This is a genomic window from Vibrio sp. NH-7, from assembly GCF_053643215.1.
This window is the reverse complement of sequence record NZ_CM132188.1, coordinates 454,082-469,391: the sequence shown is the minus strand read 5'-3', so window position 1 is coordinate 469,391 and position 15,310 is coordinate 454,082. Positions and strand designations below refer to the sequence as shown.

The 15,310-nt window shown below is 47.0% G+C and carries 14 protein-coding genes; 2 read left to right on the top strand and 12 right to left on the bottom strand.

Annotated elements, in window-relative coordinates; genetic code table 11:
• Positions 1 to 72 precede the first annotated feature (72 nt).
• Positions 73 to 969 carry a LysR family transcriptional regulator gene (locus tag ACUALS_RS16420; protein WP_454449872.1) on the bottom strand — a complete coding sequence of 299 codons (897 nt, stop codon included), beginning with the start codon at positions 967 to 969 and terminating at the stop codon, positions 73 to 75.
• Positions 970 to 1,118: 149 nt separating this feature from the next.
• On the opposite strand from ACUALS_RS16420, the gene ACUALS_RS16415 reads away from it, so the two are divergent.
• Positions 1,119 to 2,750, top strand: coding sequence for a glycoside hydrolase family 13 protein (locus ACUALS_RS16415; protein ID WP_454449871.1), 1,632 nt, complete (start codon positions 1,119 to 1,121; stop codon positions 2,748 to 2,750).
• A 60-nt stretch (positions 2,751 to 2,810) separates the two neighbouring features.
• Here ACUALS_RS16415 and ACUALS_RS16410 read toward each other — a convergent pair whose 3' ends face one another.
• From ACUALS_RS16410 to ACUALS_RS16380, 7 genes are read right to left on the bottom strand one after another with little or no spacing between them, the layout of a single operon-like run.
• Positions 2,811 to 3,602, bottom strand: a complete 792-nt coding sequence (locus ACUALS_RS16410; protein WP_454449870.1) for a LytR/AlgR family response regulator transcription factor — start codon at positions 3,600 to 3,602, stop codon at positions 2,811 to 2,813.
• Positions 3,603 to 3,623: 21 nt separating this feature from the next.
• A complete protein-coding gene (locus ACUALS_RS16405) occupies positions 3,624 to 4,661 on the bottom strand; it encodes a sensor histidine kinase (RefSeq protein WP_038136325.1) in 1,038 nt (345 codons plus the stop codon).
• Positions 4,661 to 5,929: a hypothetical protein gene (locus ACUALS_RS16400; RefSeq protein ID WP_454449869.1), complete on the bottom strand. Its 1,269-nt coding sequence runs from the start codon at positions 5,927 to 5,929 to the stop codon at positions 4,661 to 4,663. Before ACUALS_RS16400 ends, ACUALS_RS16405 begins: the two co-directional genes overlap by 1 nt.
• Positions 5,930 to 6,697: an outer membrane lipoprotein-sorting protein gene (locus tag ACUALS_RS16395; RefSeq protein ID WP_454449868.1), complete on the bottom strand. Its 768-nt coding sequence runs from the start codon at positions 6,695 to 6,697 to the stop codon at positions 5,930 to 5,932.
• Positions 6,690 to 7,949 carry an ABC transporter permease gene (locus ACUALS_RS16390; protein WP_039480992.1) on the bottom strand — a complete coding sequence of 420 codons (1,260 nt, stop codon included), beginning with the start codon at positions 7,947 to 7,949 and terminating at the stop codon, positions 6,690 to 6,692. Before ACUALS_RS16390 ends, ACUALS_RS16395 begins: the two co-directional genes overlap by 8 nt.
• Positions 7,937 to 8,620, bottom strand: a complete 684-nt coding sequence (locus tag ACUALS_RS16385; RefSeq protein ID WP_038188603.1) for an ABC transporter ATP-binding protein — start codon at positions 8,618 to 8,620, stop codon at positions 7,937 to 7,939. Before ACUALS_RS16385 ends, ACUALS_RS16390 begins: the two co-directional genes overlap by 13 nt.
• Before the next feature lie 9 nt (positions 8,621 to 8,629).
• Positions 8,630 to 9,268: a hypothetical protein gene (locus ACUALS_RS16380; protein WP_043887232.1), complete on the bottom strand. Its 639-nt coding sequence runs from the start codon at positions 9,266 to 9,268 to the stop codon at positions 8,630 to 8,632.
• 228 nt (positions 9,269 to 9,496) lie between these two features.
• On the opposite strand from ACUALS_RS16380, the gene ACUALS_RS16375 reads away from it, so the two are divergent.
• Complete coding sequence (locus ACUALS_RS16375; RefSeq protein ID WP_005474639.1) at positions 9,497 to 9,745, top strand: hypothetical protein; 249 nt, start codon at positions 9,497 to 9,499, stop codon at positions 9,743 to 9,745.
• A gap of 53 nt (positions 9,746 to 9,798) precedes the next feature.
• Here the strand turns inward: ACUALS_RS16375 and ACUALS_RS16370 are convergent, their stop codons facing one another.
• The 4 genes from ACUALS_RS16370 to ACUALS_RS16355 form a co-directional block, all read right to left on the bottom strand.
• Positions 9,799 to 10,842: a S66 family peptidase gene (locus ACUALS_RS16370; RefSeq protein ID WP_454449867.1), complete on the bottom strand. Its 1,044-nt coding sequence runs from the start codon at positions 10,840 to 10,842 to the stop codon at positions 9,799 to 9,801.
• Between the two features lie 85 nt (positions 10,843 to 10,927).
• On the bottom strand, positions 10,928 to 12,862 hold the full coding sequence (locus ACUALS_RS16365) for a tetratricopeptide repeat-containing diguanylate cyclase (protein WP_454449866.1): 1,935 nt from the start codon (positions 12,860 to 12,862) through the stop codon (positions 10,928 to 10,930).
• A gap of 113 nt (positions 12,863 to 12,975) precedes the next feature.
• On the bottom strand, positions 12,976 to 13,590 hold the full coding sequence (locus ACUALS_RS16360; protein WP_454449865.1) for a class I SAM-dependent methyltransferase: 615 nt from the start codon (positions 13,588 to 13,590) through the stop codon (positions 12,976 to 12,978).
• Positions 13,591 to 13,723: 133 nt separating this feature from the next.
• The gene (locus ACUALS_RS16355; protein WP_454449864.1) at positions 13,724 to 14,989 is read right to left on the bottom strand and encodes a Rid family hydrolase; all 1,266 of its coding nucleotides are present in this window, start codon (positions 14,987 to 14,989) and stop codon (positions 13,724 to 13,726) included.
• Between the last annotated feature and the right edge of the window lie 321 nt (positions 14,990 to 15,310).

Genomic DNA, 15,310 nt, shown 5'->3' with positions numbered 1-15,310 from the left:
TCATTGAAACCAAACTCAGCGCGTTACAGCGCTGAGGGCGGAATGTCCTTTTGTTCAATACCTTGCCGGAGTTTATGCTCCGGCTTTTTTTGTAATCAATTCAATCAAAGCCGTGGTTGGCTCTGTCAATGTTCCCACTTTGGTGTAGATGCCAACTTGCCCCAACTGGTCTTTGTTGAGCCAAAGCTGCACCAATCCTTGTTCGGCTAACTCTTTGGCAATCTTAGAGGTGTACGGCATGATCGCATCGCTCATTTTCACCATATCGATGCTGGCTGAAAGTGAGTCCATCTCATAAATCACCCGCGTCTCTTGAGCCGCCACGGTAAAGAGCTCTGCCCCTTCTTCCGTCAACACATCGCCATGACGAGCGTGATCAGGTGTCACTTTAAGTAACGGGTAGTGGTGCGCGTGCTCTTCAACCTCTTTTGCTTCGAGCAACGGGTGGTCAGGTCGCACATACCATGCTTCATGCTCTTGAAATAGCGGGATAAACCTGACTCTATAGCGGCTATTGATGCCGTTGATCTCATGGCCAACAAAAAGATCGATATCATCGTTCACTAGGTGGTGCAGCATCGACAATCCATTACCAAATTCAATGTGCATCGAGCTCGCTGGGTATTGCTGACAAAATGCCTGCATCGCATCTGCGGCAAAACAGTTCCACCAAGCCTCACCAACGCCCAGTTTCACTTTTCCGCCACTGCGCATTCGCATGTCTGCCAGTTGGTGAATCATCTGATTGTGCTTTTCTTGCACCTCTTGCACATAGCGAAAGTAAACCCAGCCGTATTCGGTCAGCTCTACCCCCTTGGAGCGCCGAATAAACAAGTCGGCACCGAGCTGCTGCTCCAACTTTTTAATCGCCGTGGTTAGCGAAGGTTGGCTAATAAACAGCTTGTCCGCAGCAGCTTTAATACTGCCTTGGCGAGCAACTTCATAAAAATAGCGGTATTGCTTATCCATTTTCTATATCACCACACATATTATCGGGCTAAGATTAGCGCTTGATATTGATTTTTTCTATAACCAGATTCAAAGATTCAATTATTTTTGTCGCAAAATGTCGGCTATAGTCATCATCAGTTTCTATTTGATTGAAAAGGTATAGAGCAATGGAACAACGTTGGTGGCATAACAGTGTCGTCTATCAAATTTATCCACGTAGCTTTTGTGACTCCAACGGAGATGGCATTGGCGATCTACAAGGCATCATCAGCAAACTAGACTATTTAGAGCAGTTGGGTGTCGACGTTGTCTGGCTCTCACCAGTGTATCAATCCCCCATGGATGACAATGGTTACGACATTTCCGATTATCAAGCCATCGCACCCGAATTTGGTACCATGGACGACATGCGAGCACTGCTTGATCAAGCCAAGCAGCGCGGGATTCGTATCGTGATGGATTTGGTGGTTAACCACACCTCTGACGAGCACCCTTGGTTTGTGGAAGCCAAGGCGAACCCAGACAGCGACTATCGTGATTTCTACATCTGGCGCGATGCAAACCCTGATGGCAGCGCCCCAAGCGACATTGGCTCCATTTTTGGTGGTAGCGCATGGCAATGGGACGAAGAGAATCAGCAGTACTATTTCCATCTGTTTTCTAAGCGCCAGCCAGACCTTAACTGGGAAAACCCTGCCGTACATAACAAAGTCTTTGACATGATGAACTGGTGGATTGACCAAGGCATTGGTGGATTCCGTTTGGATGTGATTGACCTAATTGGCAAAGAAGTCGACAAAGGCATCACTGGCAACGGTGAAAGATTGCACCCACTATTGAAGCAGATGAACCAAGCCACATTCGGCGATAAAGATCTTTTAACCGTCGGTGAAACATGGGGAGCCACACCCGAAATCGCCAAGCTATACAGCAACCCTGAGCGCAATGAACTCTCGATGGTGTTCCAATTCGAACACATTACGCTTACTTGGCAAGATGGGGATAAATGGCAACCTAAGCCGCTGGATTTGGTCGAGTTCAAGCAGGTGCTCACCAAGTGGCAAGTTGAGTTGAAAAACGAAGGCTGGAACTCACTGTTTTGGAACAACCACGATCTGCCGCGTGTGGTGTCTAAATACGGGTGCGAGAACGAGTACCGCGTGAAGTCGGCGAAAATGCTCGCCACAACGTTGCACTTTATGAAAGGAACGCCTTACATCTATCAAGGTGAAGAGATCGGTATGACCAATGTCGCCTTTGACTCACTCGAGCAATACAAAGACATTGAGACGCTCAATTTCTACAAAGTCAAAACCGAGTCTGGTGTGAGCCACGAACATATGATGCAGGCAATCCATGAGAATGGCCGTGATAACGCCCGCACACCGATGCATTGGAACCGCGACAACCACGCTGGCTTCACCACGGGTACGCCTTGGATAGAACTCAACCCGAACTATCCAGAGATCAATGTCGCTGATGCGCTTGAAGATAAAGCGTCCATTTTCTACCACTACAAACAGCTCATTGCGCTGCGCAAATCGCACCCGGTGATTGTCTACGGTGACTTCATTCCTCTGCTTGAAAACGATCCTCAGGTGTTTGCGTATGAGCGAAAAGACAGCCATCAACACATCGTGGTGATTAATAATTTCAGCAATCAAACGGTTGAATTCAATTTACCTGCCCATTTGGTTGAGCAAGAGTGTGAAACGCTAATCAGCAACCATCAACACTTAAACAGATTGCCAGCACGCTATTCGTTGACCCCTTACGAGTCAATCGCTGTCAAACTATAAAATAAAAAAACAGGATATAAGCCGCGTGCTTATATCCTGCCTTTTCCATCCCCTTTTGCGCTACCAACAAGTGTTAAACTTGGCTTGCATCGCCCGACTGACAGGTAGCTTTTCACCGCCCACTATCACTACCATCTTGCCGGTAAATTCCTTTTTAACTCGCTCAATGGCTGACACATTGACAATGGTTGAACGATGAATCTGCCAGAACTGGTCTGGATCTAACTGAGTCAGTAATTCTTTGAGGGAGGTTCGCAAAACGTACTCGACGGTTTTGTTTTGCTCCTGCTGGAACAAAGACACATACTTATCTTCGGCTTTAAAGTAGAGCACTTCTGAAACCGAAATAAGGTGAATGTCCTCCCCTTTGCTGGCTCGAATCCAACTCAGGTAGTTGGGTGTTTTTTGCTCAGCAAGTTGCTGCATCTGTTGAAACAGCGCCTGCATATCGGGCGCTTGAGCCGTTTCATCAACACTAAATTTTTGTTTAAGCCGAGCAACACACTGCTCCAGTCGCGTTTCTGATAAAGGCTTGAGCAAATAATCCGCGGCATTGTTTTCAAAGGCTTGCACCGCGTACTCATCGTAAGCGGTAACAAACACAACCGTTGTCGCGCTGTTATTTTCCATCAAACGTTTCGCCGCCTGCATGCCATCGCATTTCGGCATACGGATATCCAAAAATGCGATAGTCGGTTGGTGAGCCTCAATTAACTCAAGTGCCTGCTCGCCATTTTCCGCTAAGCCTTTTATTTCTAGTTCAGGCCAAACATCGGCTAAGGCTTTATCCAAATGAAAACGAAGCAAAGGTTCATCGTCAGCAATAATGGCAGTGAGCGGTGTTTGGCTCATAGCAGATACTCCATTTATTAATTAGCTTGGCAGTGCGTTTAGGGGAATCGACACTTTGGCTTTGACGCCCCCAGATTGGGATTCCAAAAGCGATAAGTTGGCATGCTCACCAAACAAGGCTTTTAAACGCTGTCTGGTGTTTTGCAGACCAACGCCGTGACCCGCCTGCCCCAGTCCACTGTTCATTCCCACGCCAGAATCGGCAACTTCAATGATTAAGTCACAATCACTCTGTTGTACCGAAATGTGCACGCTTCCGCCATCGACTTTTGGCTCAATGCCGTGTTGAATCGCATTTTCTACCAAAGGCTGAATAACCAAAGGGGGTAGGTTAACTTCTTGCTGAATCGGGTTATCAATCGAGTAACTTAAGCGATTACCCAAGCGAATCTGTTGTATCGCCAAGTATGCGTCCACCATCTCCAATTCGGTCTGTAAGGATGAGTATTCTTGGCGGCTCGATTTGAGCGTGCCACGTAACAAATCAGTCAGACGTTCCAACATCAACTGCGCTTGTTTCGGGTCCTGTCCGATCAATACGCTCACGTTGGCCAAGGTGTTAAACAAGAAGTGCGGCTCTATCTGGCTTTGAAGCTGTTTTAACTGGCTAAGCAACATCGCTTTTTCGAGCTCACTTTGTTTGCGCTTGGCAATCTCAGCTTCTTTTTGCGCGATCAAGCGTTGTTCGTGCGCATAGAAAAACACAAAGCAGGTACAAGTAAACACTAACCCTAAAATAACGACGGGCTTTAAATCGCTAATCTGAGCGAACTCATCATACTTTTGAAGTACAAAGTAAGCATTAGCAGTGCCTATGGTCATCGCTCCAGCCAAGCCAATCGAGGTAACTTGACGCGATGACAATGAGGGAATGAACAGAGCAACAAGGTGAGATGTACCCACCGCGCTGTACCCGTAGCCAATGCTAATCAACAGGTGCTCCATGTAACTGCTCGGCCAAATCGATTGGGTGACAAAGGCAATGACCATACAAAAGAGCGAGGTTAAGATCAGGCTGCGAATGCTATCTTTGCCATGATGCTTTAATGTTTCGTTCATTAGAACCTTCCCTTAATATTGATAAAAACCATACGCTTATCCGACAGGTTTGCATATACCGAGTCACGGTCTCCGGTCATAAAGCGGAGCGCGGTCTCAATATTTAGTGACATATCACCAGAATCGTACGCTTGATAATCTAGCCATTGCGTTGCGATCAAACCGCCATCTTGCGGCGAGTACAGAAAGTCTGCCGTTGGGGTGAAGTTATTCAGCCACAAGTAATCCTGCGACCATTGCCATTGACTCCACGCACTCGAGTCCAAGCTCCAGTGGACCATCACGTTGTGAGCCATTAAGTTGGCGTGATAGAGCCCCTGAGCGTAAGACGGTGCCAATGGCGCGGTCAGGTTGGAACCGCTTAAACGGTCAACACGTTCAAATGCTTGCTGCCAATCAGACTTGTCCCAACTGCGGCTATCATACCAATATTCGACGATGATATTGTTGCCTACCTCGTTCGCCCAGTTCGCCCCAACTAAAGCCTGATACCCGTTCGACTGTTTATCTAAGCTCACCGCGTCCAAAAGCTGTCCTTGCTGATAGGCCATGTAGTTACGCTGATAGACGGCAGATGCGTGCATCGCCCATGAGGCATCAAAAACGGTAACAAACGAGCCTCCCACAAGACCGTGGCGAACATCATCGTAGTAGGCTAACCATTGATACTCGCTATCACCCACAAACGCGTAGCGACGCAAGCCAATGCCATGCTGCTGAGATTCTTCTTCCAGCTCACTTCCCGTTTGCTGAGTGTGCTTAGAGTTTGAATAGACAAGGCTCCAATCCCCTTGCTCGTCAAAATAGGAGGCCATCGCCGTGAGCGTTCCCTCTTCTACTTGAATGCCCACTGGGTTTCGTCGATAGGGTTTAAACACATCCAACGGGCGATAACCATACCCCACTCCCCAATCGAGGCGCATTTTTCCTAAGGTGACATCGATTGACGTACCCATCAGTGACAGCCCACCTTGCCAGAACAGCTCTTGAATGATGAGCTCACCCTTGTATTCACTGCTGTCCGAATTAGAAAGCACATCACTGCCTTTGGCTGCAAACAAGCCTGTCCATTGATAGGCGCGTAGCTCTACATCAATCAATGCATCGAGCGCCTGAGTCGATGTTTGTTCACGGTCACCCAGTAGCAGGGAGTCTTGATGAGTGGTAGAGCTGCCACTCAAGGTCCAATCCCACTCTAAATTCACCTCGTCAGCATAGCTCGGCGCGACTGACAAACTGGCGACAAGCCCTATCACGACTGTTTTCATCTAGAGCTCCGTCACCGCGTTGCGAGTTAAGTACGCCGGGTTATAGTATTTATCTTCAAGCGATAAGGGCGTAATTTGCTGGTACGTAATGACGGTTTTCTTCGCTGGCTGTATCTTGTCGAGTAGCGTCATAGAGACCACTCGGTTTTCGCCATCTAGCTCACCACCTTCAAAATACGCTTGTTTGGCAAGTTTGCCTGAACGTAAATATAAATCGGCTTTGACCGGGAAATCGTTGCCTGCATCTAGCCAAAGGTCAATACGATGATAACTGGCGCCCTTAGTGGTTGAACGTAAACGCAGCTGATGGGTCGAGACTGTCTTGCCAGCCACATCGAGTTGATCTTGCGAGACAAACGTCGCGTGGTAATCCTCGCTCCAAGTCAGAGTAGAGATGTCACCAACCGACGCTTCACCCAGCAGCTTTTGCATGGGCGTGATTCGAATGGGTCGACGGCTTTTTGGCATCACTAACCAGTAGTTATCCCCTAGCATGAGCATCTTTTGCCCTTGCTCAACCTGAGATTTAAACACCACCAACGACTCTCGGTTTTCACGCGTGTAGACATGGTACTCGCGTGTTTTATCAAGCGTGTCGTTTTCGTATAGCGCCACCTCTGAAACCACTTTGGCTGACTCATACCCTTGGCGGAAGCTATCTGCATTGCGCACCATGGAACCAACATCCATAGGCGCAGATTGAGCACTTAACGCCTGGCTAACCAGCAGTAAACTGACTGCACTGAATCGATTGATGAGCTTAAACATAAGTAAGAGCCTCCGTGATAGGTTTGTTCACGCCTTTACGCGCCGATAACCAAGCGGCTACCGTACAAATTAGAGCCACACCCAAGGTACATGCGAGGACAAGCTCAAGAGAGAAATAAATAGTCAGTGGGTAACCGTCCGTTCTGCCTGGCGGTGGCGGCATTTGAACATCAACCACCATCAGAAACAGCGCCGCTAGCGCACTTAACAAGCCACCAACCACCGAGCCGATCAACGCCAAAAGACCTGCTTCTTTCACAAAACCTGAGACGATTTCACTCGGGTAGGTGCCCAGCGCTGACAGCGTCCCGATCTCACGAGTACGCTCAGTGACCGACATGGTCATGGTGTTAAACAAGGCGACAAAAACCACCAGCGCCATAACCGCGCCCATGATGCCAAAAATGCGATCGTACAAATCTTTTACTTTGCTGTAGAAAAAGGCTCTATCTTGCCAAGGGGTCAGCTCAATGTCTTGCGCCAAATCGATGTTACTCAGCGTGGTATCGATCCAGTTCTGCACGGTTTGGGTTTTCTGGGTATCAAACAAAAACACCGATAGCGTGCTCACTCTGTCTGAAGCCAAGAGATCTTGCGCAGAGAGGATATGTAAGTAAAGCTGGCGCTTATCCAACTCTGGAACACCTGTTGAGAAAATGCCTCGAACTTTAAAATCAAACGCATTGAGCGCACCGTCACTGGTGGTGGCCAGCAGTGTCACCCAATCGCCAACCGAAACTTTAAGGTTCTTAGCCAAATCCACACCAAGCATCACTTCAGGTTCGCTTTCATCGTAGCGCGGCGAATTCACATTAGATAATGTCTTGCCTTGGCGAATATCCAGAAATGGTCCCTTCATATCAAATTCACGGTCATTCACACCTGAGCCAACAAAAATGGTCGACTTACTGCCATTGGAGATCAAACCATTAAACTCGATTCGTGGCTGAATCCCGCGAATCGCTTTATTGGCAATTAACGCTTTTGAAATCGTAGCGCTGTCAGCCAAACCATTTTCGAGCGGCATTTCCTCGTCCATTTCAAAATAGTTGGGCTGGCTGATGGTGATGTGGCCAGTCTCTCTCGCAGTCGATTCTTTCAAAGACTCATAGGTGTACAAGCCAAAGCCACCCGCTGCGGTTAAGGCAAAGACAGCGATGGCGATAATTAATATGGAAAGCACACTTCTGCGACGATTGCGCTGTAGATTCAAAAACGCCACACGGATAGATAAAGGAATCAACTTGCCCATTGCATTGCCTCCGTACTGATTACACCATCCACTAGATCAATGGTTCGGTCACAGTGCATCGCCATTCGCGCATCATGCGTCGCGACGACAAAGGTGGTGCCCATTTCGTGACCGAGTGACTTCATCATTTCCACCACCAAAGCTGCGGTTTGGCTATCTAGGCTCGCGGTTGGCTCATCGGCAATCACCATTTCGGGTTGATGGACGAGAGCTCTGGCGATAGCCACACGCTGCTGCTGGCCACCAGATAAATTATCCGGTCTATGGTCGACAAACTCCGCTAACCCAACTCTGTCGAGAATATCGAGGGATTTTCGCTTCTGCTCCGCGAGAGACAAGCCGTTGAGCATCAGTGGGTAAGCGACGTTCTCCCATGCCGACATAACGGGAATCAAATTGAAGCGCTGGAACACAAACCCTAAGCGAGTGCGCCGATATTGGGCGGCGGCCATTGGATCTCTGGGGTAGGCTTTTCCGGCTAATTCAATTTTGCCCTGATAATCCATTTCGAGTAACCCGAGCACATTGAGCAAGGTACTTTTCCCAGACCCTGACGGACCACAAAGAGCCACCATTTCACCTTGATTGATGCGTCCGCTCACCCCTTTTAGGGCGTCAACACGCTGTTGGCCCAGTTGGTACTGCTTAAAAATGTCCGTAAATTCAAGCATAACGCCTCCTTAAGCCGCTTTTTCGATAATGGCTTGAGCTTGTAGGGTAAGAGGATGTTGGCTGTTTTTTTGCTCCATCACTTTTAGCCACAGCTGCGCTTGCTCTGGCTGCTCGGCGCGAAGTGCAGCACGAATCGCGTACAAATAAATCCAAGACGTTGCATCGTAATGCTGTTGTTGGAACTGCTCATCAGCAAGCAAATCGAGGTAAATGTCGTACCCACGCTCAAAGTGGTTAAACATATCTGGCAGAGACGTAAATGTTGCTGCCGCAATAGCTTGGGCAAGTAAAGATTCTGGTAACCCTTGACGGATCGCTTGCTCATGAAGAGGAACTGTTTCGCTTTGCAGTAAGTCGAGCCCTTTTGAGATAGTCGCTAACCCTTGCTCGGTGTACTTCATCTTATTCCACGGCATAAACGCATCTCTTCCTTTTAGCGTCTCGGTACTGCCTAGGTAGACCAAGCTCAATGGATCCGCGCCTTGGTTTTCAATCGCACGTTGCAAAGTCTCGAAGACGACCTCGACTGCATTTTCATCGCCGTCTGCCGCTTGGTTGTACTGCGCGATCACCTCTTCGCTAGGTGCTGCAAAAGCGTTAACACTAATAAGAGCGGTTGCGAGCAAAGCCATTGTGAATTTTTTCATCGAGTTATTCCCTATTCCTTGATTTGACCATCTTAGAATAGTGGCAAGTGATGTGTAATTTTGGCCAATGCGACAAACGGTATATTGATGGCGTGAATGGCAATAATGCGGCGTGAACAGTTATTGTCTGAGCGGATAAGCGGAAAACAGGTAGAATTAATCACAAAGGGTCGTTAAAGTAGCGGCCATTATTACAAGCTTCGCAAAGCCAGATTCAGAGCATAGACCATGATTGATGACAACAAAGTAATTGATAACCTTAAAGATCTAGAAACCTTTTTGCTAAGCGTTGAAAGTGGCGTTTTAGGACTGCAAAACGTAGCGGGTGTGGCGTTGGCAACACAAAATTCAACAGGTCGCCACTTTGTCGCCGTCCTCGATGACAACCATCAACTGCTGTTAGGTCATTGGGTTACAGAAGAGATTTTTAAAACGGGCCAAGATATGGTTCGCCACGGGCCGCGAAAGTCTCACTAATTGGCGCATAACAAAAGGCTCGCAGTGCGAGCCTTTGTTATGTTTTATCTAATCTAGCGCGTTGGGTTTGCAATCCAGTCACCGTCCAAGCTGACGAGTGACTGCTCGAAATCAATAGCGACCAGAGCCCCTAGCGGCGTCACTATCATAGGGTGCGTATGGCAGCTATCAAAACCCGCTACGATTGGCATCGCTTGACCATTCAATACTTCCAGTAAAATATCCAGTGGCTGCCTACCAGTCCCTTTGTCATCAAACAACTCATGCTTACCGAGAATAATCGCGGAAACTTTATCAAAAACGCCGCACGCTTTTAGATGGCTAAACGAGCGCTCGACATCAGGTGCGCCTTTCAAACAATCTTCCAGCAACAAGATGTCGCCTTGTTTTATCTCTGGCATGTATGGGCTTCCCCAGATACCACTCATTGTATTTAGGTTGCCTCCAATAATCCGACCAGAAACTCTCCCCTCACCCAAGAACTGCCACTCATTGCTTTGCACTGGTTTTGCGTGAGTTTGGCTCTCCCAATCAATCATTGTATCCGTCCAATGCGAAGGCATACGATAGAGATATGGCGGATAAGCTTCGGCTTGAGGCTGGCAAACTAAGATATCAGCGAAAGACTGATACGTTTCATCCACCAACGGCGGATATTCACCAAAGGAGGCCACCAACGCCGGACCATAGTAGGTAATTAAACCTGTTTGTGCGTAGATGCCCATTAGTAGCGCCGTAACATCGGAATAGCCAATAATGATTTTAGGGTCTCGCTTAAGTGCTTCGTAGTCGATATAGGGCAACAGTGCATTGCTGTTATAACCACCAATCACAGACATAATGCAGCGAACATTTGGGTCTCGAATAAGTTGGTTCAGTTCGTCTGCACGCTCTTTGATGCTTCCTGAGCGATAGTGGTCGCTAGCGCCTGTTAGAGAGCCCGCTTTAAGCTGAAACCCTTTACTGGTAAGAAATGCCTTTGCGCGTTCGAATCGTTTTGGAGCAAACACGGTGGCAGGAGATGATGGAGAGAAAAAGCCTATCGTATCTCCTTGATTGAGGCGCGGTGCAAATAACGGCGGCAGATCCTTGTGCATGGTGGCTATTCCTTTAAAACGTTACAAATAACCACCATAAGGTACTGATACTAATAGCGAAAAACAAGTTTCAGTTACGTACAAATCATAACTCTTCTGGCATGACGAGCTGATTTCGTCCACGTTCCTTCGCTTGATACAAACATTCATCTGCAATGGAAAATGCGCGTTTCGAAACTCTCAATCCCTCTAGCGTATAGGGTTCGCTAGCACCAATAGAAATTGTGACCTCGAGTTGATGATCGCCAACCACAATAGGTTTTTTGTTTACCGCGGCGATCAGGCTTTGGGCACGTTCGCAGTAATCGGCTCCGTCACTGACCGCAAGTAAAAACTCTTCACCGCCCCAGCGGACGATGACCTCATGGTCTTGCAACTCACTTTTTATCCGAGCCGCTACTTCTTTCAGCACACCGTCACCCACTTCATGGCCAAAGTTATCGTTGATCAGTTTGAACCTATCGATATCGAACAATGTCACTCGGTAGATGGCTTTAGGATCAAGCACCACAGGCGTCTCTAACTCGCGTTGATAAAAACGACGGTTTCCGACTGCGGTCAGAGGATCATTGAATGAGAGATCGTGCAAATACTGGTTGCGTTTGCGTTCAGCAACCCAACGAGCCACAAGCCAAACCGCGACCAGCAACGCAAAACCCAACCAAATATAGAGAAGCCGAACCCGTTGCTCCGTCAAGCCTTGCTCAAACTCTTTGAGCTCATTTTGCAAATCCAGCAAATCACGTTCACGTTCTAACTCTTGAATTTCAAAAGCGGTCCCTAAGTTCTGAATCTCACTTAAAATCTGGTTGCGCTCTTTCTCATGATAGGTTTGATAGACTTGTAGCGCTTGCTCATGCTCGCCCTGTTTCTCAAGGATATTCGCCTTCAACAAATGACTACGAATCAACCAACGCTTATGGTTAATCTCTGTAAACGACGCAATACTTGTCTCAATGGCCTCGCGAGCTTCGTTCAATCTACCGAGATCTTTCAGCGCCATTGCGTGCTCCATTTGGCAAATACCAAGCTGCCTTGGGTACTTATCAATCGCTTCAGCATTCATACACGCAATCGCCACTCCAAGGGCTTTGTCTGGCTGCCCTTCCAACAGTAGCAATCTCGTTTCAGACTTTAAGCGAATAATTCGGTATAAAGCGGGAGTGTGCTCATCAATATAACGAATTCCTTTTGCAAACGCCTCGCGTGACTCATTTACCTTGCCCAATTTGTTGTAGACAAAAGATTGGTTCATCAGAACGATAAACTTTGTTTCAGGTTCAATAGACTCAAGTGTTTCGCCCAATATCTCTGCTCGAACTAGGTATTCGATTGCACGCTCCCATTGCTCTGAGTGGACGTACAACAGCCCTAAGTTGTTATTAAAGCGAACGTTGTACTCGCTCTCGGGGTATTTTCTACCGACCTCTACGCCTTTAATGAAGTACTTTTGCGATAACTTGAGTTGATTGTCGGAGTTATACAATGCACCTGCGGTGTTATACGCTTCCAGCAATAAAAAGTCCGCTCGGATATGTTCTACAAACTTGATGGCATCCATGATTTTTGTGATGCCTTCAGGGTAGGAGCCACGACGAAAATCCTTGTAAGCACTTTCAATATCGAGCTTTGCCAGCAGCCAACTCAATCGATGTACTTTGGCAATCTTGTTCAGTTCACTATCGATCGAATCGAGAACACTCGGCTCGTTTTTCGCCGCTAGCCGACGGACCCACAGTGAAAAGATTTGTTCGATGACTTCTGGTGGGCGCGTTAAACCCGCTCGCCACTGCTCTAGGCGAACAAGCGCTTCTTCCGGTGAACGAGCCGCCAACTGATGAATGGCGAGCAATGGGTGCTCGGCATCAATCGCTAACAGTTGCTTTTCTGGAGCCAATACCGGTGCCGTTGCTTCAGTCGTAGAGAGTTTCTGAGGGCGAAACAGAAACGTCTCAAGTGTCACTACAGTGAGTAACGACAGTGACATCAAAAGTAACGCAGTGGTTGCTTTTTTGAACATGGGTTTAAACGGGGCTCCAAGAGGCTAAGTGTGTGCGATAGAAATTATACAGAAATTGAATCATTTTCATAAATCTTAGCGTCAAAAACGGCTGGATTCGTAAATGCTGACTGTCAAGGAGCAGGTTTGTCGGCTTTTTGAATGATTAGGAAAGTATGTTGTTCAGGATACTGATCAAACTCCAGATGGCGGATGGCACATCCTAACTCCATAAATAGACGCAAAAAGCCATCCGTGCCTAGGGTTGAGTAGTACATCTTTGGCCCCATGACGTTATTGTCATGCTCGCCCGCCTCTTGCGTGCCGCCAAAAGAAAACAGAAGGACACCGCCTGGGTTTAAGGCATTGACGAGTTTTGTCATTACGTAGCGTTGCGATGACAACGGAATGTGCCAAAGACTGTCCCATGCGGAGATAAAATCATACGTCTTTGTAAACTCGAATTGACAGATATCGGCGTGGTGAAATTGAACAGCAGGATACTTGTTCCGAGAGAGTCGGATCATTTCGCTGGAAACATCGAGGCCTTCTGGGGTAAGCCCTGAGGCTTGCATAAGCTCGATGATGCGACCTGTGCATCCGCAGCCAACATCCAGCCCAGTGCTAGAATGAGAAAGAAAAGTGAGTGCTTTTTTATGAGCGTCGATACCATTGGAGAGGTCAAAGGAATCACTCTGCCATCGATGTGTAATTTGATCGTACGCCAATCCAACTTCGCTAGGTTTCACTGCACTTAATTCCGTCTAATTTATTAACGTTACAAAATAAACAGATAGGAAACCAATTGCAACCATTGAATTACAAATACAAAACAAAAAGTGCACTCTATATAAATAGAATGCACTTTAATAAAACCTACTATTATTTAGAAGGCGGTGTACCTTCCGCGTTGGAAATAATAGCATCAATTTGAACTTTTGCGTCCATTGCTATTTCTTTCACGCCAATAACGGTTCGTGCTGGTAGCTCTTTTTCAAAGAATGAAGGATAAACTTCATTAATTAAATCAATATCAGCCATATCACTAAGTTGAATATTTACTTTGACGACGTCATCCATCACATGACCAATGCTTTCCACAATAGATTGGACGTGTGTTAGACACTGCTTCGCTTGCTCTTTTGCATCACCCGAAACCAAAGACTGAGTGTTCAAATCAATTGGCAACTGGGCAGCGATATGGTTGTAGTGAGAAAACGCAACAGTTTGAGTGTACAACTCGTTAAGAGGTGCCGCATCTGTGTTACGTGCGCGAATCACAATGCCATGACGATCTTCAACTTCTTGAGGAGGCGTGCCGTCACCATGAGAAATCACCACATCAATTTGGACGCGAGCATCTAATGGTAGCGCTTCTACAGAGACGACTGAGCGTGCTGGTACATACGCCACAGCGCGAGCGATCGCCGAGTCTGGGAAGAACGTAGAGTACACTTCATTCACAGCATCAAGATCATTTAGGTCAGTTAGATAGATGGTCGCTTTGACAATATCGTCAAACGGGACGTCGATGCTTTCTAAAATCGCTTTCACGTTCGCCAAGCATTGTGCGGCTTGCTCTTTAACACCGCCTTCAACAAGCGCGCCGGTCGCAGGGTCAACAGGCAACTGCGCAGAAATGTTGTTGTAGTGCGAGAAAGCAACAGTGTGTGTAGAAAGCTCATGAGTTGGCGCACGTTCGGTGTTTCTTGCCAATTTGATCAATTCACATGGATCTTGCGGGTAAGTCCCTTCGCCATTTGAAATGAGTGCATCCATCTGAACCAGCGCATCCGCATCAGGTAGCGCAGCAACAGCGACCACCGTTCTAGTCGGGAAGTAATCGAGGAAGAAACTACGGTACGCCTCATCGACCGCTTCAACGTCTGCCATGTTTTTCACAAAGACGTTAATTTTGACCACATCTTCCATGACGTGACTAATGCTCTCAACAATCGCTTTAATATTAACTAAACATTGGCGAGCCTGCTCTTTCACGCCACCAACGACGATTTCCCCCGTCGCTGCATCAATCGGAAGCTGCGCAGAAATATTATTGTAGTGTGAAAAAGCGACAGATTGCGTTGAATATTCGCTAATAGGTGCATTATCTGTATTTCTCGATAATTTGATGATCACGTCACTCATTTAAGGTTTATCCTTATATTATTTTAAGCAATTAAAATCACTTATGTAGGTGTTATTGGTTATAATCAGAAAGTGAGAAAATACTAAGTTAAATATAAAATTCTAAATGTGACTAGAATCAAAAACCATTTCCACTAGCATGTAATACAAGGGTTGGATATTTAATCATTCGAGACTAATTATCCGTAAACGACCACTCTTTCGTATTACACCAAGATATAAATAAGGGATTTATTGCAAATTAATGAGTAATTTCCCAATTTAGAAAAAGACCAAATTCGCGTATTTTGATCAACTCTGTTAGCGCCTTCACAAATCCTT

What these genes read in the sequence shown, in the direction of transcription:
- ACUALS_RS16415 (WP_454449871.1), top strand. Translation starts at nt 1,119, where the DNA reads ATGGAACAACGTTGGTGGCATAACAGTGTCGTCTATCAAATTTATCCA.
- ACUALS_RS16390 (WP_039480992.1), bottom strand. Translation starts at nt 7,949, where the DNA reads ATGGGCAAGTTGATTCCTTTATCTATCCGTGTGGCGTTTTTGAATCTA.
- ACUALS_RS16355 (WP_454449864.1), bottom strand. Translation starts at nt 14,989, where the DNA reads ATGAGTGACGTGATCATCAAATTATCGAGAAATACAGATAATGCACCT.
- ACUALS_RS16370 (WP_454449867.1), bottom strand. Translation starts at nt 10,842, where the DNA reads ATGCACAAGGATCTGCCGCCGTTATTTGCACCGCGCCTCAATCAAGGA.
- ACUALS_RS16380 (WP_043887232.1), bottom strand. Translation starts at nt 9,268, where the DNA reads ATGAAAAAATTCACAATGGCTTTGCTCGCAACCGCTCTTATTAGTGTT.
- ACUALS_RS16365 (WP_454449866.1), bottom strand. Translation starts at nt 12,862, where the DNA reads ATGTTCAAAAAAGCAACCACTGCGTTACTTTTGATGTCACTGTCGTTA.
- ACUALS_RS16375 (WP_005474639.1), top strand. Translation starts at nt 9,497, where the DNA reads ATGATTGATGACAACAAAGTAATTGATAACCTTAAAGATCTAGAAACC.
- ACUALS_RS16395 (WP_454449868.1), bottom strand. Translation starts at nt 6,697, where the DNA reads ATGTTTAAGCTCATCAATCGATTCAGTGCAGTCAGTTTACTGCTGGTT.
- ACUALS_RS16410 (WP_454449870.1), bottom strand. Translation starts at nt 3,602, where the DNA reads ATGAGCCAAACACCGCTCACTGCCATTATTGCTGACGATGAACCTTTG.
- ACUALS_RS16385 (WP_038188603.1), bottom strand. Translation starts at nt 8,620, where the DNA reads ATGCTTGAATTTACGGACATTTTTAAGCAGTACCAACTGGGCCAACAG.
- ACUALS_RS16400 (WP_454449869.1), bottom strand. Translation starts at nt 5,929, where the DNA reads ATGAAAACAGTCGTGATAGGGCTTGTCGCCAGTTTGTCAGTCGCGCCG.
- ACUALS_RS16405 (WP_038136325.1), bottom strand. Translation starts at nt 4,661, where the DNA reads ATGAACGAAACATTAAAGCATCATGGCAAAGATAGCATTCGCAGCCTG.
- ACUALS_RS16420 (WP_454449872.1), bottom strand. Translation starts at nt 969, where the DNA reads ATGGATAAGCAATACCGCTATTTTTATGAAGTTGCTCGCCAAGGCAGT.